Genomic DNA, 17,587 nt, shown 5'->3' with positions numbered 1-17,587 from the left:
TCCCTCGTTTCTTGCTCCCCCTCCCCCCCCACCCCCCCCCCCCTCCCCCCCCCCCCCCCCCCCCCCCCCCCCCCCCCCCCCCCCCCCCCCCCCCCCCCCCCCACGACTCCATCCACGGGCGCCCTGACTCGACCCCGAGACCGGCCCCGGGCTAAATCCCGGAACCCGGCACACGCGGACTTCCAGCTTCGACCCAATGCTGGCCGCCAGCCTGCACCGCCTCAACCCATGTCGGTTCGACTTCCCGGCTTCGAACCTCGGCCTTGGTCCCTCGGCCTTGGTCCCTCGGCCTTCGACCCCGGGCCGCCGTCGGCCCGCATTCGGCCGCGGCCTCGACGGCGCCTGCATTCGACCCTGACTTCGACCCAATGCTGGCCGACAGCCTGCACGGCCTTAACCCATGTCGGTTCGACTTCCCGGCTTCGAACCTCGGCCTTGGTCCCTCGGCCCCGGGCCGCCGTCGGCCCGCATTCGGCCGCGGCCTCGACGGCGCCTGCATTCGACCCTGACTTCGACCCAATGCTGGCCGACAGCCTGCACCGCCTCCACCCATGTCGGTTCGACTTCCCGGCTTCGAACCTCGGCCCTGGTCCCTCGGCCCTGGTCCCTCGGCTCTGGTCCCTCGGCTCTGGTCCCTCGGCCCTGGTCCCTCGGCCCTCGGCCTTCGACCCCGGCCCGCCGTCGGCCCGCATTCGGCCGCGGCCCTGACGGCGCCTGCATTCGACCCCGACCCCGACGTCGCCTCTGCCGCGGCGTCGACCCCGCCGCGGCCGTCGCCCAGCCCTCGGCTGCGGACCCCAGAGCTCCACCTATGGTCCGTGGCCTGCGATCTGCCGACGCCGACGCCGACGCCGACGCCGACCTCGGCCCCGACGCCGACTCGGCCCTCGGTCGTGGCCCGGGGCTAGACATCCAGCCCCGAACTCGCGGCCCGCTTCGACTTGGTCCTCGAACGGGCCCACCGCCGTCTGGCTCTCGGCCAAGGACCCCGGGCGTCGCTCCCGGGCGGGCCGCTCCAGGGCGTCGCTCCGGGGGTGGGCCGCTCCGGGCGTCGCTCCGGGGGTGGGCCGCTCCGGGCCTCGCTCTGGGTGGGCCGCTCCGGGCGGGCCACTCCAGGCCCTCAACCCGAAGCCGGACCCGGACCCTGTCCCCGGCCCTTGTCCCAGCCGGGTCCGCGCACCTACCTCAGCCTGATGTCGGCTCCGACTCAAGCACTCCCCAGCCCGCATCCCAACCGACCAGAGAACACCTCGCCCCCGCCACGCCAAGCCCAAAAATCAGGGTGGCCACCCCACACGCGCGGGACGACCACCCTCAAAAGAACGATTGGACTCAAGCAGCCCCCCGACCCACCGCCCGCCCCACCAAAGCCGCCAGCATCTTCCCGAAGTCCAACCCCTCAGCCTGCACAGCCAACGGCAGCAAAGACGTCTCCGTCATCCCAGGTGACACATTCACCCCGAGCACATGCGGCCGCCCTTCGGAATCCACGATCAGATCCACCCGAGAAAGATCCCGCAATCCCAGAGCCTCATGCGCCGCCAACGCCGCCTCAGCAACCGCCCCCGCCACGGCAGCAGACAGCCGCGCAGGAGCATGCCACGTGGTCAACCCAGCCGTATACCGAGCCGCATAGTCGTACACCCCGTTCCGGGGGACGATCTCCACAGCCGGTAGAGCCTGCGGCCCGGACCCCAGATCAACCACCGACACCGCCACGTCCGTACCCGGCACGAACCTCTCCACCAACGCCGTCGAGTCGTACGCGAAGCACCCCACCATCGCCGCCGGCAGCGCCGCAGCCTCCCGCACCACCGCCGCGCCCAGCCCCGACCCGCCCTGCGCCGGCTTGACCATCAACGGCAGGCCGAGCCGCTCAGCGATCCGGTCCAGCACCGCCACCGCGCCCAGCTCCGAGAACCGGTCGTGCGGCAACGCGACCCAGTCCGGCGTAGGGATCCCGGCCTCGCGCAGCATCGACTTGGCGGTCGGCTTGTCCCAGGCGAGCCGGGCCGCGCGCGCGTCGCAACCCACGTACGGGATGCCGCAGAGATCCAGCACCCCGCGCAGCGACCCGTCCTCCCCCGTCGCCCCGTGCAGCGCGATCACGACCGCATCCGGTGGGTCCTCGCGCAGCGTCGGCAGCAGTGACACGTCCGCGTCCCGCATCTCCGCCGACAGGCCGGCCGCGCGCAGGGCGTCCAGCACCCGGCGGCCTGACCGCAGCGACACGTCCCGTTCGTAGGACAGGCCGCCGGCCAAGACCAGGACGTGCGTTTCTGATGGCGTACCCATGGTGTTGATCATGCCAAGTCCGGGCCGGGAGTGTCCGCGCCGGCGTGGCCACGACGGCGCGATGGGGTTGTCGGTCCGAAGACCGCGCGCATCGCCAGCTCCTGCTCCATCACGCCGGCCAGCCGGCGCACGCCCTCGCGGATGCGTTCCGGGGGCGGGAACGAGAAGTTGAGCCGCAGGTTGGTGCCGCCGGTACCGTCGGCGTAGAAGCCCGTGCCGGGCACGTAGGCGACGCGGGCCGCGATCGCCCGCGGCATCATCGCCTTCGAGTCGAGGCCTTCCGGCAGGGTCGCCCAGACGAACAGGCCGCCCTCCGGCCGGGTCCACGTCGTGCCGGCCGGCATCAGATCACGCAGCGCGTCGAGCAGCGCGTCGCGGCGCTCCCGGTAGATCTCGCGGTACGTCTTGATCTGCTCGCGCCACGGCATGGTCGACAGATACTGCGTCACGGCGCCCTGCGCGAAGGCGCTCGGGCACAGGATGTTCGCCTCGCTGGCCATCACCAGCTTTTCCCGTACGGCATGAGGGGCGAGCACCCAGCCGACCCGCAGCCCGGGCGCGAACGTCTTGGAGAACGTGCTGACGTAGATGATGCCCTCGCGCCGGCGGGCCCGCAGGGGGCGCGGCGCCTCGCCGGCAAAGCTGAGCATCCCGTACGGGTCGTCCTCGACCACCAGCATCCCGTGTCGCTCGCAGATGTCGAGGATCTCGTCGCGCCGGGCATCGGTGAGCGTGACACCGGCCGGGTTCTGGTACGTCGGGATCGTGTAGAGGAACTTAGCCCGCCCCCCAGCCTCGACGATGGCCTGTTCGAGCGCGGCGGGCACCAGGCCGTCGGCGTCCATGGCCACGTGCCGCACCTGTGCCTGGGCAGCCTGGAACACGCCGAGTGCGCCGACGTAGGTCGGCCCCTCGGCGAGCACCATGTCACCCGGGTCCAGGAACAGCCGTGCCACCAGATCGAGGCCCTGCTGGCCGCCGACGGTCACGACCACGTCGTCCGGGGACGCCCCGACGGACGCGTCGATGCCGGACAGGCTCATGACCTCACAAATGCGTTCGCGGAGCTCGATCGTGCCCTGGCCGATGCCGTACTGGAGGCTGGTCGTGCCGAGCTCGGTCGCGAGCCGGCCCATCATCTCCCCCACCGCGTCCAGTGGCAGCGCCGCGATGTACGGCGACCCACCGGCCAGCGAGACCACCTCGGGCCGGCTCGCCACGGCGAACAGGGCGCGGATCTCGGAGGTCGTCATCCCGCGGACCCGCCGCGCGTACCGATCTGTGTAGTCGTCCTGGGTCGTGCCGGTCATGCGGCTCACCTCGATAAATCGCTGGTCACATCGGCGTCCATGCTAAAGGTCCGACGCATGGGGGCGCCTGCGGTTAACGACCGTTACGCTCCCGTTCAAGGCCATTGCGGCGTAGTATCCGTGCGGGGGCGCGGACGAGCACGTGAACAGGACCGTGCTTCGAGTCCGGAAAATTGTCGATTCTCAAGGGGTCCCGCATGTCGCGACGCCTGGTCAACCTGACTCTCGACACGCTCGAGGATCTGCCCCGGCCCTGCCGCCAGTGCGTCTACTGGGAGCTCGATCCGGTCTCCGCGGAGCGTGCTTGCGCCTCCGGCGATCCGGGCCTCGAGAAGGAGGCCTGGGTGTCGCAGACCCTCCTCGAATGGGGGAGCTGCGGAAAACTGGCATACGTCGACGGGATGCCCGCCGGCTTCGTCATGTACGCCCCGCCGGCGTACGTGCCGCGGTCCATGGCCTTCCCCACCTCGCCGGTCTCGGCGGACGCCGCGCTGCTGATGACCGCGCACGTGGTGGCGGCGTTCGCGGGCGGCGGCCTCGGCCGGATGCTCGTCCAGGGGGTCGCGCGTGACCTCACCAAGCGCGGGGTGAAGGCGATCGAGGCCTTCGGCGACGCGAAGTTCGGTGAGGCGGGCGACGGCGAGGAAGGCTGCGTCGCCCCGGTCGACTTCTTCCTGTCGGTCGGCTTCAAGACCGTCCGCCCACACCCCCGTTATCCGCGGCTGCGGCTGGAGCTGCGGACGGCCCTGTCGTGGAAGTCCGACGTCGAGTACGCGCTGGAGAAGCTCCTCGGCTCGATGAGCCCGGAGACGCTGCTGCGGCCGGTGCGTCCCGCGGCAGCCACTCGCTCCACCCCGAACTGATCGCTCAGGCGTTGCGGGACGCCAGCGCGAGCCGCAGCTGCCGCACGTCGATCGAGCCCGTCGGCACGTCGGCCTCGACGGGGAAGTACATGCGCTGGACCGCGGCCAGGATCGCCTCGACGACCTGCTCCCGGAAGGCCGGGTCGACCAGCCGTTCCCGGTCGGTCGGCGAGGTCAGGTAGCCCAGGTCCACCCGGACGGCGGGCATCCGGGTCAGCCGGAGCAGCTCCCAGGTCTTGGCGTGGATCCGGCAGTCGCGCATGCCGGTGCGCACGACGATCTCGCGCTGCACGAGGTTGGCCAGCCGCTCCCCCACCGTCGAGGTGAGGCCGTTGCCGGTGCCGTAGTGGTACGTCGCCACGCCGTCCGCGACCGGGCTCTCCTGGCCGTCCAGGTGCAGCGAGATGAACAGGTCGGCGCCGAGGCTGTTGGCCAGGGCCGCCCGCTCCTGGCCGGTCATCGGCTGCACCGGGGACGGGCCGCGGGTCAGGTGCACGCGCATGCCGGCGGCGAGCAGCCGGCCCTCGAGCCGGTTGGCGAGGTCGAAGACCAGGTCGGCCTCGGTCCACCGCAGCTGACCGTCCGGCACGACCACGCCCAGATCCTCGACGCCGCCGTGGCCCGGGTCGATCACGATGGTCTTGCCGACCAGGCTGGAGCCGGACTGGCGGAACGCCTCGGCCTCGCGCAGCCACTGCGGGCGGCCACCGACGACCTTGCGGCCGAGCCGGCGCAGCGCCTTCATGGTCTGCGGGCCGCACGAGCCGTCGGGGGTGAGCCCGACCTCGCGCTGGAACTGGGCCACGGCCCGGGCGGTGCGCGGGCCGTAGATGGCGTCGGCGCGGCCGCTGTCGAAGCCCATCTCCAGGAGCCGCTCCTGCAGCGCCCGGACATCCTCGCCGACCAGCGACGTCGGCACCGAGTGGTAGAGGGTGCGGGCGCCGAGCTTCCAGCGGGCGCCGTCGAGGGCCTGCCACGTCTCGGGGCCGACGAGCCCGTCGACGCCGATGCCGCGGCTCTGCTGGAAGGCCCGTACGGCGTTCTCGGTGGCCTCGTCGAAGGTGTCGGCGACCGCCGGCAGCAACTCCAGGCCTACCAGGATCGACTGGATCTCCTCGACGGCCGGTCCGGTGTCTCCACGTCGGATCGAACGCACGCGCGGCTCCCTAACGACTGGGGGGAAGAGCAGAGGGCAACTTACGGAGCGTACCCCTGGGCGGGGGGACGCGATGATTCACGGCAAAGCGCAACGCCCCGCATCCGGGCGGATGCGGGGCGTCGTGGAACGACTCAGAGTGCCGACTCGATGAAGTTCACGAGGGCGCCCTTGGGTTTGGCGCCGGCGACGGAGTTGACCGCCTCGCCGCCCTTGAACATGGTCAGCGTCGGCACGGACATCACCCGGTAGGCGCGGGCGGTCTCCGGGTTCTCGTCGATGTTGACCTTGACGATCTGGACCCGGTCGCCCATCTCGTTGGCGATCTCGGCGAGCAGCGGGTCGACCTTCTTGCACGGTGCGCACCACTCCGCCCAGAAGTCGACCAGCACCGGCTTGTCGGACTGCAGCACGTCGGTCACGAACGTGGCGTCGGTGACGGCCTTGGTTGCTCCCACGGAAAACCCTCCTGAATTACAGCTCTACGAACGAGGCGATGAAGCGTTCCGCGTCGAGCGCGGCGGCGCAACCGGTGCCGGAGGCCGTGATGGCCTGGCGGTAGGTGTGGTCGACGAGGTCGCCGGCGGCGAACACGCCTGGGATGTTGGTGCGGGTGCTCGGATGGTCGACCTTGACGTAGCCCTCGTCGTCCATCTCGATCTGACCCTTGAAGAGCTCGCTGCGCGGGTCGTGGCCGATCGCGACGAAAACGCCGGTCACGTCGAGCACCTTGGTCTCGCCGGTCTGCACGTTACGCAGCCGGGCGCCGGCCACCTTGCCGTCGTCACCGAGGATCTCCTCGACGACGCTGTTCCACTCGACCTTGATCTTCGGGTTGTTCCGGGCGCGGAGCGCCATCACCTTGCTGGCGCGGAACGAGTCACGGCGGTGCACGATCGTCACGGTCTCGGCGAAGCGGGTGAGGAAGGTTGCCTCCTCCATCGCGGAGTCACCGCCGCCGACCACGATGATGTGCTGGTTACGGAAGAAGAAGCCGTCACAGGTCGCACAGGACGAGACACCGTGGCCGAGCAGCTCCTGCTCACCGGGCACACCCAGCGGACGCCACGCGGAACCGGTCGACAGGATCACCGCGCGGGCGAAGTATTCCTTCTCGCCCACCCAGACCGTCTTGAGGCCCTCGGTGCCCGGCTCGGTCGGCTTGTCCCCCAGCTCGACGCGGGTCACGTCATCGGTGATGAACTCGGCGCCGAACTTCTCGGCCTGCTTACGCATGTTGTCCATCAGCTCGGGACCCATGATCCCGTCCGGGTGACCCGGGAAGTTCTCGACCTCGGTGGTCGTCATCAGCGCGCCACCGGACTGCACACCCTCGATGACCAGGGGCTTGAGGTTCGCCCGGGCCGCGTAGAGCGCCGCGGTGTAACCGGACGGACCCGAGCCGATGATGATCAGGTTTCGGACCTCGTCCACTGCCGACTCCTCAGTCTGGTTTCGCCGGGGACACCGGCGACATCGCATGCTGGAACGTCATCGTATGAGGGCGCATTCCCGCGCGTCACGGCATGTGCCGGAGGGCATAGGTAACCCACCTCACGCCGGGCGGGACGACGTCCGTTCAGCCTACCTTCACCGAAGCGCGGGTGTCCGCGCCGACTCCGCGCGTGCCGCAGGCCGGACCCACTGCCCACACCCACGACTCACCGTCGGCGACGAACTGAACGATCAGGGCCGGCCGGTTGTCGAACCGGGCGTAGTCGATGGTCTGCGGGGTGATCGAACCGACGCCGTGCTGCGCCGCGATGGCCTGGATGCACGCGCGCAGCGCCTCCTGCACCCGAAGGCGAGCGAGGGCCGGATCGGCCGCGGCCGCGACCTCCGCCGACGCCCCGACGCCCGGCAACCCCTTGCGGGCGTCCGTGCTGGAGTCCCGCGCCGGGGGCCGGTCGAGCATCGTCGTCATGCCGGCCGAACCCAGGGTGTCGCGGCGATAGTCGGTGCCCGATTCCAGGATCTGGGGCGCGGCATCCGGCGCGCCGAGCTCCTGGCCCGAGTTCGCCCGCGGCGCCTCCGCGGCGGAACCGGCGGCCGAGGTGTCGGCGCTGTCCGCGCCGGAGAACTGCTGGAAACCGAAGCCCAGAAACGCGAGCACCCCGGCGGCGATCCCGACCGGCGCGGCCCACCGCAGCCGCCGCGCCCGCCTACCCCGAGACCCCGAAGGTACGGAGACCAGATGCCGATCAGGCGCAGCACCATCGGTGCCCGGCTCCATAGCGGCCGGACCGGCCGTGACACCAGAAGAAATGTCAGCGATCGAAGTGACCTTGCCGCCGCTCTGGTCGGCAGCAGCCGCGGTCAACGCAGAGTCGAGCCGGGCGAAAACCTCCGCGGGCATCGGCTCGGCGACCGAACCCAGCGCCCGCAGCTGACCGGTCACGGCGGCGACCCCGCCGGAGAGCTGAGCGTGAGCGTCACGCCAGGCCGGGTTCTCAGCGATCAAATTGGTGACGAGGACCTCGTCGGGGGTGCCGTCCAGCGCGCCACCGACATAGTCGGCGAGCAGGTCGATATCGACCTCGCTGAACTCTGCCCCGGTCACTGCTGGTCCCCTCTGTCGGCGACAGACCCGTCACGCGCGGAAAGGTGCGGCGCTGTCGCAGCCGACCCGGATGGGACGCGCGCGGTAGCCCCCCGGTTCCCGGCGTGATCGCCGTCTCCCCCGGCCGCCCCGGCCGGCCCGGCCGCCGCAGTCGTGCCGGTGGCGGCAGTGGTCCCGGTGGCCGTCGCCACCGCTGGTCCGGAGCCCGGGGTGTCCGAGCCCGTCCGCAAGTGGCCAAGGGCCAGAGCCATCCGCGCCCGCCCACGGGCGCATCGGCTCTTGATCGTGCCTTCGGCGACCCCGAGGATCTCGGCCGCCTCGATGACCGGATAGCCCTGCACGTCGACCAGCACCAGGGCGGCCCGCTGCTCGACCGGCAAAGCCGCCAGCGCCGCCCGCACCACCAGCGCGGTGTCGTGGTCCTGCACCGGAGCGGCCGGCTCGGGACCACCAGGGCCGTCGTCCGAGCGGGTGCCGTCCGGCAGCGGGACCGTCGGGTGCGCCTGGCGGCGGCGGATGCGGTCCAGGCAGGCGTTCACCACGATGCGGTGCAGCCACGTGGTCACCGCGGACTCACCGCGGAACTTGGCGGCGCCGCGGTGCGCGGACAGCAGTGCGTCCTGGACCGCGTCGGCCGCCTCTTCGCGGTCGCCGATCGTGCGCAGCGCCACGGCCCAGAGGCGGTCGCGGTGCCGGCGGACGAGGTCGTTGAACGCCTGCGGATCTCCGTCGACGTGGGCGCGCAACAGCTCCGCGTCCGTCCGCCCGGGGTTGTCCGGGGCGGACGGGCCGCTCTGCGCGTCGCCGGAAGTCACGCCCAGCAATCTAGTCGAGGGGGGCGACAGGGTGGGTCACCCTGTCAGTTGCCGTAGACCTCGACCTTGCTGATCTCGGCGCGGTACTTGCCGTCGCTGTCCCGCGGCAGCTCGGTGATGAAGACCAGGATGTACTGGTACTTCTGGTTCTCGTCGAAGAGCGGGAACACGGCGTTGTTGCCGTCGGTCTTGGCCGTGTCGCCGTCGCCCAGCTTCTTGTAGTCCTTGACGATCTTCTCGTCGCCCTGCGAGTTGTTGCCCGGGTCGCTGGTGCCGGTCCGGATGTCCATCGCGATGCCGGGCGACGAGGTCTCGACGCGGACCTCGCTGACCGTGCGGGGCGTGCCCAGGTTGATCAGCAGGCCCATGCCGGGCTTGTTGTAGAACTTCGCCTGCAGGAAGCCCGAGGTCTTCCAGACCGTGTCCTTGTCGTCGTCGACGGTGTAGGCGGCTTCACCCTCGTCGGTGCGGTCACCTTCCGGCGGGTCGACGATGCGGACCATGTCGGGGGTGAGGGCGATCTTCTTGGGCGCGGCGGCCGGGGCCTCGTTGTCGGTGTTGCCCGTGCCCGTGTTGCCGCCCGCGGGATCCTGCGGCGCGGTGTTGGCCTGGGTGGTCGACGGGGTGTCGTCGCCCGACTTGCTGATCGCCTGAATGCCGAAGACCAGCCCGATCACGGCGATGACGACCAGCGCGCCGATGCCGATGACGATCTTGCGGGTGCTGCGGACCGGCTCGGCCGACGTGCCCTGGGTGAAGCGCAGCGGGCCGACGTCTTCGTAGTCGTCGTCGGCGGAGTCCAGCCGGGCCAGCTCGGCGGTGAGCGCGTCGGCCTCGGGGGACGCGACCCGCTTGTCGAGCAGGTCCATGGTCAGGTCGTCGAGGTAGGCCGGGACGCCGGCGCGGATCTGCCGGGGCGGGATGACCGCGCCGCTGCTGTCGCGCATCGCGTCGGGCAGCGCCGAGCCCCTGATCTCGGCGTGCGGCCAGTGACCGGTGAGCGAGAAGTAGAGGATGCCGCCGACCGAGCGCACGTCCGTCTCGGTGCTGTCGGCGGAGTCGGCGCGCGCGTCGGCGAGCACGATCCGGCCGTCGTCGCCGATCAGAGTGGTGCCGGGGTGCACGTTGCCGTGGACCATGCCGGTCGCGTGGACCGCGGCCAGCGCGTCGGCGATGGAGTGGGCGATCGCCGTGGCGCGGGCCGGATCCAGCGGGCCCTCCTGTGCCACGAGCTCGCGCAGCGCCTCGCCGTCGACCCATTCGCGCACCACGTACGCCCGGGAGCCTTCGTCGATCGCGTCGTAGACGCCGACCAGGTTGGGGTGGATGACGCGGCTCGCGTCGACCGCCGCCTGCAGCATCTCGGTCGCGGAGTCCCCGCCGGGATACCGCAGCACGACGGCTACGGGGCGCCGGAGGATCACGTCTATGCCGCGCCAGACCTGCCGGCCCGCGCTGTCGTTGTTGACGTGTTCCTCGAGCTGGTACCGCTCGGCCAGGATCTCACCGACGGTGGGTGCACCGAAGGTCATGACCGGTCCGGCCTCATCGGCCGCGGTCTCGTGGCCTTCGCCGACCTGGGTCACCCGTCCTCCCTCGGTGGGTCCGCACGTGTCGACCACGACCTTACCCGCCCCGAGCCAGTGACCTACACGTCATCCCCCGCCGCGGCACTCGTCCGACACCGCCCGCCAGGACCGTTTCCGCCGCTCGGGGACCGAAAATTACCTGTTCAGAGATTTGTCCACAGGTTTTCCACACGCTAGCGCCCGAGTTTGCGCCGCACCATGCCGACGACCTGGTTGATCTCCCGCACCCGCAGCAGCGCCGCGGTGGCCAGGTAGACGATCATGATGACGCCGCCGGCCGCGACGACCTGAAGTGCCGCTGTCAATCGCCCGGGCGTGTCACCTCCGGGCAGCAGGTGCACGACGAGCAGGCCCGCCGCGCCCGCGACAACGGCCGCCACGAGCACCTTCAGCAGGGCCTTGGCCACCGAGCCGAGGTTGAGCCGGCCGATCCGGCGGCGCAGCACGGCCAGCGAGATCACGGCGGACAGCAGGTAGGACACAGCATTTGCGGCGGTCATGCCGGCGGCCGCGAGTGACTCCGACAGCATCTCGGCCAGCACGAAGTAGCCGGCGATCCGCAGCAGGACGACGGGCACGTTGATCAGCGCCACCGTCTTGTTGCCCTGCAGTGAATAGAAGGCATAAGTACACAGGTAACTGACAGAGAGCGGGATCACAGCGAAGGCCGCCACCACCAGGACCGTGCCCGTCGCGAACGCGTCCTCGTAGGTGAAGGCGCCACCCTGGAACAGTGTCACCGCGATGGGCACACCGAGCACGCCGTACGCGACGGCGATCGGGGCCAGGGCGGTGACCGTCAGGCGGATGCCGCGGCTGAGGTCGGCGCTGACGTCGGCGTAGCGGCCCTCGGCGGCCGCGGCGCTCATCTTGGGCAGCAGTGCGGTCATCACCGAGACGCCGATGATGCCGTGCGCCATCATCGTCAGCAGGTAGACGTTGTTGAAGGCGAGCACACTGGCGTTGTTCTTGCCCGAGACGCCGTTCAGGACGCGGACCACGACGAAGACGGCGAGCTGGTTGGCGCCGACGTAACAGAGCATCCAGCCGGCCAGCCGGCCCACCTCGCCGAGGCCCAGTGAGCGCGGCGCCCACCGCCACTTCCAGGCGAAGCCCACCTTGCGCAGGGCCGGCAGCAGGCCGAGCGCCTGGGCGATCATGCCGAGCAGCGTGCCGCCGGCGATGAGCGCGATCCGCCCGGGCGTCATGTCCTCGGGCCGGAAGCCGTTGGTGGTGCCGAAGACCACGATGAAGACGCCGCAGGTGGCGATGACGACGACGTTGTTGAGGATGGGCGCCCACATCGGTGCGGCGAAGTGCCCGCGGACGTTGAGCACCGCGCTGATCATCGCGGACAGGCCGGTGAAGAAGATGATCGGCAGGATCAGCCACGCGAACGCGGTGACCAGGTTTCGGTAGGCGGGCGTGGTGTTGTCGCCGGACTGGATGTAGGTGATCAGCGGCGCGGCGGCCACCACCAGCGCCGTCGCGACCCCCAGCGTCACCACCGCGAAGGTCAGCAGCCGCTGGGTGAACAGCAGCCCGCCGTCCGGGTCGGCCTTGCGCCGCCGGACCAGCAACGGGATCAGCACGCTGGACAGGATGCCGCCGAGCAGCAGCTCGTAGATCTGCCCCGGCAGGAACTGGGCGCTGGTGTACGCGTCGCCGATGCCGGCGCCCAGCGTCATGCCGATCAGCATGTTGCGGACGAAGCCGATGATCCGGCTGACCAGGCTGCCGGCCGCCATGATGGCGCTGTTGCCGGCCGTGCTGCCGCCCTCGGTGCCGCCGCCGGTGGGCGGGACGTCCTCCGGCGGCAACGCCTCGTCACCGGCCGCGGTCGGGGCCGAGCCGTCGACGGAGATCAGGATCGCGCCGTCGGACGGCTGCGGGTCACCGTCGCTCGCCGCGTGCGCGCTCCGGTACAGGCCGCCGTTCACCAAGACCTCCCCAGGGGTACTGACACACCGTCACCCTAGCCAGGCGGTGCCTCACACGTGACGGCGCAGCAGGCTGCCGGGCAGCGCACCGGCCAGCGTCTCCACCATCCAGCACGCCTCGATTTCCACGATCGGCTCGCTCAGCGCGTCGAGCACGGTGGGGTGGTCACAGCCCGCCTCGGTGAGCACCCCGAGCAGATCGTTGACCGGGCGCAGGTCGCCGGTGTCCGCGATGTGCCGCGCCAGTGGCCGGACCTCGGCGTACCACTGCTCCTCGGGCAGCCGGGACAGGCGCTGGGCTGCCTGCCGTACCAGCTCGGCCAGGCCGTCGGCCGGGAAGCGGGAGCCGCCGCGGACCTCGAGCCGCGAGTGGGCCGGGGCGGTGTAGGCCGCGACCGCGGCCTCGTCGATCACCCGGGGTGAGGGCGCCGGCGGCTGCGGCCACCAGGCGTCGGCCGCGAAGAGCGGCAGCGGAGCCTGCTCCGGACCGGCGGGCGCGGCCGGCGGCACCTCACGGCGCAGTGACCGGTACGCCGCCTCGCGCACCGCCGCGGCCGCGCTCTCGTCATCGTCGGCGGTGAGCGGCGCGAACGGCGACAGCAGGGCCACGACCAGCCCCGGATGCGGCAGGGTCGGGTCCTCCAGGGCGATCACCCGGGCGCACAGCTCCAGCTCGTGCCAGCGCAGCGCCGCCGGATACGGCCGGCCCGGCGCGGCCCAGCCGAGCTGTACGGGCTCGCTGCTCGCGGGCTCGCGCAGGCCCAGGGTCTGCTCGCCGGTGACCAGGTCGAGGTCGAGCACGAGGCCGTAGCCGCCGGTGACCGGGAGGCTGACGCGCAGCTCGACCGGGTCGGGATCGGGTAACGCGCCGTCGTGCACCAGCAGGAAGGACCAGAACCGCGGGTCCTCACTGAGGCGACGCAGCGCCGCGGAAATGGGCACGACGTCCATCCTGCCCGTCGTCCCCGGCGACTGCCAGGAAGCCCTGCCCACCGCCCTTGAGCTGAGGCGGGGACGCTACCCTGGTCGTCCCATGTCTGAGTTGAGCCGAGCCCAGCGCAACGCCGTCACGGAGTTGCTGCGCGTCTCCCCCGTCGCCGATGAGCTGGGACGCCGTTTCGGCGCCGCCGGCCATGAGTTGCACCTGGTCGGCGGTTCGGTGCGGGACGCCCTGCTCGGCCGGCTCGGCGACGACCTCGACTTCTGCACCGATGCCCGGCCCGAGCAGACGCTCGCCCTGGTCAAGGGCTGGGCGGACGCCATCTGGGAGACCGGCCGCGAGTTCGGCACGATCGGCATCCAGAAGGACGGCCTGCGGCTCGAGATCACCACGTACCGGGCCGAGGCGTACGACGGGGTGACCCGTAACCCGGTGGTGGAGTACGGCGACAACCTGCTCGACGACCTGCGCCGGCGCGACTTCACGATCAACGCGATGGCGGTCAGCCTGCCGGGTCACGTCTTCACCGACCCGTACGGCGGGCTCGAGGATCTGGCCGCCGGGATCATCCGGACGCCGGACTCGCCCGCGTCGTCGTTCACCGATGATCCACTTCGGATGCTGCGCGCGGCCCGGTTCGCCGCCAAGCTGCGCTTCGCCGTGGACAAGCCGGTCGTCGAGGCGATGACGGAGATGGCCGCCGACCTCGACCGGATCACCGCCGAGCGGATCCGCGACGAGTTCACCAAGCTGCTGTGCGGGCTCGACCCGATCGCCGGGCTGCGGCTGCTGGTCGACACCGGCCTGGCCGACCGGTTCATCCCGGAGATCTCCGGGCTCAAGCTGGAGATCGACGAGCACGCCCAGCACAAGGACGTCTACGAGCACACGCTCATCGTGGTCACCAACGCGATCCGGCTCGAGGGTGACGCCGGGCCGGACTTCGTGCTGCGGATGGCGGCGCTGATGCACGACGTCGGCAAGCCGGCCACCAAGGCGGTCGGCCGCGACGGGCGGGTCAGCTTCCACCACCACGAGGTGGTCGGGGCGCGGCTCACCAAGCAGCGGATGAAGGCCATGAAGTACCCCAAGGACGTCACGTCCCAGGTGGTCGAGCTGGTCGCGCTGCACCTGCGCTTCTACGGGTACGGCCGCGGCGAGTGGACCGACTCGGCAGTGCGGCGCTACGTCACCGACGCCGGCGAGCTGTTGCCGCGGCTGCACAAGCTGACGCGTTCCGACTGCACCACCCGCAACAAGCGCAAGGCGGCGGCGCTGTCCGCCGACTACGACGCGCTCGAGGAGCGGATCGCCCGGATCGCCGCCGAGGAGGACCTGGCCCGGGTCCGGCCGGACCTGGACGGCAACGCGATCATGGAGCTGCTCGGGGTGCCGCCGGGACCGATCGTCGGCCAGGCCTGGCGCTTCCTCAAGGAGCTGCGGCTGGACCGCGGGCCGCTGGACCGCGACGAGGCCGAGGCGGAGCTGCGCCGCTGGGCCCGCGAGCAGGGCCACACCTCCTGACTGTCGTACCCGCGCGGCACAATCGGGTCATGCAGCTGCTCGTGGACTCCCCCATCGGACCGCTGGGCGTCCGGCTCGACGGTGACGTCGTGGTCGGCGTGCGGTTCGGCGCGACCTCCGGCGAGGCGGCCGAGCATCCGGCCGTCGAGCAGCTCAAGGCCTACTTCGCCGGTGCGCTGACGGATTTCACGGTGCCGGTCGAGCTGCGCGGCGGATCCGATTTCGAGCGGGCCGTGTGGGGCCAGATCGCCGCTATCCCGTACGGCGAGATGCTCACTTACGGCGCGATCGCGACGGCACTGGGTGATCCGGGCGCGGCCCGCGCGGTGGGGACGGCTTGCAACCACAACCCGGTGCCGGTGATCGTGCCGTGCCATCGGGTGGTCGGTGCGGGCGGCAAGCTGACCGGGTTCGGTGGCGGGCTGCCCCGCAAGCGGCAGCTGCTGGAGCTGGAGGCCCGAGTCGCCCTGGAACGCGCCTGGGGCTGACGCCAGCGGCCCGGGGCCGAGGCCGGCGGGGCCGAGGCCGGCGGGGCCGGGTTGGCCGGGCCGGATTGGTGGGGCCGGGTTGGCCGGGCCGGATTGGTGGGGCCGGGTTGGCCGGGCCGGATTGGTGGGGCCGGGTTGGCCGGGCCGGATTGGTGGGGCCGGATTGGCCGGGCCGGATTGGTGGGGCCGGATTGGTGGGGCCGGATTGGTGGGGCCGGGTTGGCCGGGCCGGATTGGCGGGCCGGATTGGCGGGCCGGATTGGCGGGGCGGGTTGGCGGGGCCGGGTTGGCCGGGCCGGCCGGGGTCGGCGGAGCCGCTGTCGGGATCAGGGGTGGCAGGTGCCGTCGGGGCCGGGTGGGCCGATGCTCAGGTCCGGTCCTTCTCCTGCGAGGCTGCCGTGCACACAGGCGTCGCCCGTCGCGGCCGCGAAGGCCGGTCCCGGTCCGATCATCACGCCGGTCAAGCCCTCGCGGGTGAGGAGCGCCCGCAGGGTTTGCTCGTCGATCGGACCGCGGCCGTGCATGAGCAGGTTGAGCTGCGGCGACAGGCTCCGGGCGCAGGTCTCGGCCTGGGCTGCCGCCGCGGACGGCAGCGGGCCACGCCGGGGCAGCGGCGGGTTGGCTGCCTCCAGCGCCCGGCGGGCCCGTTCGGCGGCGTCGGCCTGCGCGCTGGTCATCGGTCGCGGCAACGCCGAGCTCATCCGCTTCGGCTGAGCCGGCTGGATCCGCCGGCCGTCGCAGCCCACCGCCGGTGTGCCCCGAACTGGTGGCGGCACCACCTGCGGCGGGGCGGGTGCCGCGCTGGCCCACAGCGTTACCGTCTCGGACTTTGCTATGGGCGTACCGGATGGGGTGTCGCCCGGGCTGGCGCAGGCCGTCAGAGACCCGGCCAGGGCGAGCACGACGGCGGCCGTGATGAGTCGCACATCGATGAGCTTAGCGATGGCGTGCCGAAGATCACATGAAGAAGGCCGGGCCGCATCGCGGTCCGGCCTTTCCTCTGGCGCTGGATCAGCGCTCGATGTCGCCCTTGATGAACGCCTCGACCGCGTCCTTCGCGTCGTGGTCGTTGTACTGCACCGGCGGGGACTTCATGAAGTAGGAGCTCGCCGAGAGGATCGGGCCACCGATGCCGCGGTCCTTGGCGATCTTCGCCGCCCGGACCGCGTCGATGATGACGCCGGCCGAGTTCGGCGAGTCCCACACCTCGAGCTTGAGCTCCGCGTTCAGCGGGGTGTCGCCGAAGCTGCGGCCCTCGAGCCGGATGTAGGCCCACTTGCGGTCGTCGAGCCACGGCACGTGGTCCGACGGGCCGATGTGCACGTCGCTCTTGACCATCTCGTGCGGGATCTGAGAGGTCACCGACTGGGTCTTGGAGATCTTCTTCGACACCAGGCGCTTGCGCTCCAGCATGTTCATGAAGTCCATGTTGCCGCCGAAGTTGAGCTGGTACGTGCGCAGCAGCTCGACCCCGCGGTCCTCGAACAGCTTGGCCAGCGCGCGGTGCACGATCGTCGCACCGACCTGGCTCTTGATGTCGTCGCCGACGATCGGCAGGCCGGCGTCGGTGAACTTCTGGGCCCACGCCGGGTCGGAGGCGATGAAGACCGGCAGGGCGTTGACGAACGCGCAACCGGCGTCGATCGCGGCCTGCGCGTAGAACTTGTCGGCCTCCTCGGAACCCACCGGGAGGTAGGAGACGACGACGTCGACCTCGGCGTCGCGCAGGGCCTTGACGACGTCGACCGGCTCGGCCGACGACTCCTCGACCATCTCGCGGTAGTACGTGCCCAGACCGTCGAAGGTCGGTCCACGCTGGACGGTCACGCCGGTGGGCGCGACGTCGGCCAGCGTGATCGTGTTGTTCTCGCTGGCGACGATCGCCTCGGCCAGGTCCATGCCGACCTTCTTGGCGTCCACATCGAACGCCGCGACGAACTTCACGTCGGACACGTGGTAGTCGCCGAAGGTCACGTGCATGAGACCCGGGACGCGGTCGTTGGGGTCGGCTTCGCGGTAGTACTCCACGCCCTGTACGAGGGACGAGGCGCAGTTACCCACACCGACGATGGCGACGCGGACGGAGCCCATCGCGTTTGCCTCCTTG

The 17,587-nt window shown here is 71.2% G+C and carries 15 protein-coding genes; 3 read left to right on the top strand and 12 right to left on the bottom strand.

Annotated elements, in window-relative coordinates; genetic code table 11:
* Positions 1–1,332: 1,332 nt before the first annotated feature.
* A complete protein-coding gene (locus ACZ6S4_RS21010) occupies positions 1,333–2,307 on the bottom strand; it encodes a D-alanine--D-alanine ligase family protein (protein ID WP_465476550.1) in 975 nt (324 codons plus the stop codon).
* Positions 2,304–3,605, bottom strand: coding sequence for an aminotransferase-like domain-containing protein (locus ACZ6S4_RS21005; protein ID WP_465476549.1), 1,302 nt, complete (start codon positions 3,603–3,605; stop codon positions 2,304–2,306). The genes ACZ6S4_RS21010 and ACZ6S4_RS21005 overlap by 4 nt, the downstream gene beginning before the upstream one ends.
* A 197-nt stretch (positions 3,606–3,802) precedes the next feature.
* Here ACZ6S4_RS21005 and ACZ6S4_RS21000 point away from each other — a divergent pair, with 197 nt between their 5' ends.
* Positions 3,803–4,468 carry a GNAT family N-acetyltransferase gene (locus tag ACZ6S4_RS21000; RefSeq protein ID WP_360546662.1) on the top strand — a complete coding sequence of 222 codons (666 nt, stop codon included), beginning with the start codon at positions 3,803–3,805 and terminating at the stop codon, positions 4,466–4,468.
* A gap of 4 nt (positions 4,469–4,472) precedes the next feature.
* Here the strand turns inward: ACZ6S4_RS21000 and ACZ6S4_RS20995 are convergent, their stop codons facing one another.
* The 8 genes from ACZ6S4_RS20995 to ACZ6S4_RS20960 all read right to left on the bottom strand — a co-directional run bounded on the left by ACZ6S4_RS20995 (position 4,473) and on the right by ACZ6S4_RS20960 (position 13,479).
* The gene (locus ACZ6S4_RS20995; protein ID WP_465476548.1) at positions 4,473–5,624 is read right to left on the bottom strand and encodes an N-acetylmuramoyl-L-alanine amidase; all 1,152 of its coding nucleotides are present in this window, start codon (positions 5,622–5,624) and stop codon (positions 4,473–4,475) included.
* Between the two features lie 134 nt (positions 5,625–5,758).
* The gene (trxA, locus tag ACZ6S4_RS20990) at positions 5,759–6,082 is read right to left on the bottom strand and encodes a thioredoxin (RefSeq protein WP_212987036.1); all 324 of its coding nucleotides are present in this window, start codon (positions 6,080–6,082) and stop codon (positions 5,759–5,761) included.
* Positions 6,083–6,098: 16 nt separating this feature from the next.
* Positions 6,099–7,058, bottom strand: coding sequence for a thioredoxin-disulfide reductase (gene trxB, locus ACZ6S4_RS20985; RefSeq protein ID WP_465476547.1), 960 nt, complete (start codon positions 7,056–7,058; stop codon positions 6,099–6,101).
* 145 nt (positions 7,059–7,203) lie between these two features.
* Positions 7,204–8,184, bottom strand: a complete 981-nt coding sequence (locus tag ACZ6S4_RS20980) for a hypothetical protein (protein WP_465476546.1) — start codon at positions 8,182–8,184, stop codon at positions 7,204–7,206.
* Positions 8,181–8,999: an RNA polymerase sigma factor SigM gene (sigM, locus tag ACZ6S4_RS20975; RefSeq protein ID WP_465476545.1), complete on the bottom strand. Its 819-nt coding sequence runs from the start codon at positions 8,997–8,999 to the stop codon at positions 8,181–8,183. Before sigM ends, ACZ6S4_RS20980 begins: the two co-directional genes overlap by 4 nt.
* Positions 9,000–9,043: 44 nt before the next feature.
* Positions 9,044–10,585 (bottom strand): protein kinase family protein, encoded by a 1,542-nt coding sequence (locus ACZ6S4_RS20970; RefSeq protein WP_465476544.1) that lies wholly within the window; start codon positions 10,583–10,585, stop codon positions 9,044–9,046.
* A gap of 176 nt (positions 10,586–10,761) precedes the next feature.
* Positions 10,762–12,528, bottom strand: coding sequence for a murein biosynthesis integral membrane protein MurJ (gene murJ / locus ACZ6S4_RS20965; RefSeq protein ID WP_465476543.1), 1,767 nt, complete (start codon positions 12,526–12,528; stop codon positions 10,762–10,764).
* Between the two features lie 51 nt (positions 12,529–12,579).
* Complete coding sequence (locus ACZ6S4_RS20960) at positions 12,580–13,479, bottom strand: hypothetical protein (protein WP_465476542.1); 900 nt, start codon at positions 13,477–13,479, stop codon at positions 12,580–12,582.
* An 82-nt stretch (positions 13,480–13,561) separates the two neighbouring features.
* On the opposite strand from ACZ6S4_RS20960, the gene ACZ6S4_RS20955 reads away from it, so the two are divergent.
* Together ACZ6S4_RS20955 and ACZ6S4_RS20950 are read left to right on the top strand one after the other, a co-directional pair.
* Positions 13,562–14,992 (top strand): CCA tRNA nucleotidyltransferase, encoded by a 1,431-nt coding sequence (locus ACZ6S4_RS20955; RefSeq protein WP_465476541.1) that lies wholly within the window; start codon positions 13,562–13,564, stop codon positions 14,990–14,992.
* Between the two features lie 29 nt (positions 14,993–15,021).
* Entirely contained in the window at positions 15,022–15,480 is a 459-nt protein-coding gene (locus ACZ6S4_RS20950) for a methylated-DNA--[protein]-cysteine S-methyltransferase (protein WP_433723341.1), read from the top strand.
* Positions 15,481–15,806: 326 nt separating this feature from the next.
* On the opposite strand, the gene ACZ6S4_RS20945 is transcribed toward ACZ6S4_RS20950, so the two are convergent.
* Positions 15,807–16,406, bottom strand: coding sequence for a hypothetical protein (locus tag ACZ6S4_RS20945; protein ID WP_465476540.1), 600 nt, complete (start codon positions 16,404–16,406; stop codon positions 15,807–15,809).
* Positions 16,407–16,491: 85 nt separating this feature from the next.
* Positions 16,492–17,571 carry an inositol-3-phosphate synthase gene (locus ACZ6S4_RS20940; protein ID WP_360547126.1) on the bottom strand — a complete coding sequence of 360 codons (1,080 nt, stop codon included), beginning with the start codon at positions 17,569–17,571 and terminating at the stop codon, positions 16,492–16,494.
* Positions 17,572–17,587: the final 16 nt, after the last annotated feature.

It is taken from the genome of Actinoplanes sp. NPDC051405, assembly GCF_055586185.1.
The sequence above is the reverse complement of the archived record's forward strand: the minus strand, read 5'-3'. Positions and strand labels throughout refer to the sequence as shown.

What these genes read in the sequence shown, in the direction of transcription:
- ACZ6S4_RS21010 (WP_465476550.1), bottom strand. Translation starts at nt 2,307, where the DNA reads ATGATCAACACCATGGGTACGCCATCAGAAACGCACGTCCTGGTCTTG.
- ACZ6S4_RS21005 (WP_465476549.1), bottom strand. Translation starts at nt 3,605, where the DNA reads ATGACCGGCACGACCCAGGACGACTACACAGATCGGTACGCGCGGCGG.
- ACZ6S4_RS21000 (WP_360546662.1), top strand. Translation starts at nt 3,803, where the DNA reads ATGTCGCGACGCCTGGTCAACCTGACTCTCGACACGCTCGAGGATCTG.
- ACZ6S4_RS20960 (WP_465476542.1), bottom strand. Translation starts at nt 13,479, where the DNA reads ATGGACGTCGTGCCCATTTCCGCGGCGCTGCGTCGCCTCAGTGAGGAC.
- ACZ6S4_RS20955 (WP_465476541.1), top strand. Translation starts at nt 13,562, where the DNA reads ATGTCTGAGTTGAGCCGAGCCCAGCGCAACGCCGTCACGGAGTTGCTG.
- ACZ6S4_RS20950 (WP_433723341.1), top strand. Translation starts at nt 15,022, where the DNA reads ATGCAGCTGCTCGTGGACTCCCCCATCGGACCGCTGGGCGTCCGGCTC.
- ACZ6S4_RS20940 (WP_360547126.1), bottom strand. Translation starts at nt 17,571, where the DNA reads ATGGGCTCCGTCCGCGTCGCCATCGTCGGTGTGGGTAACTGCGCCTCG.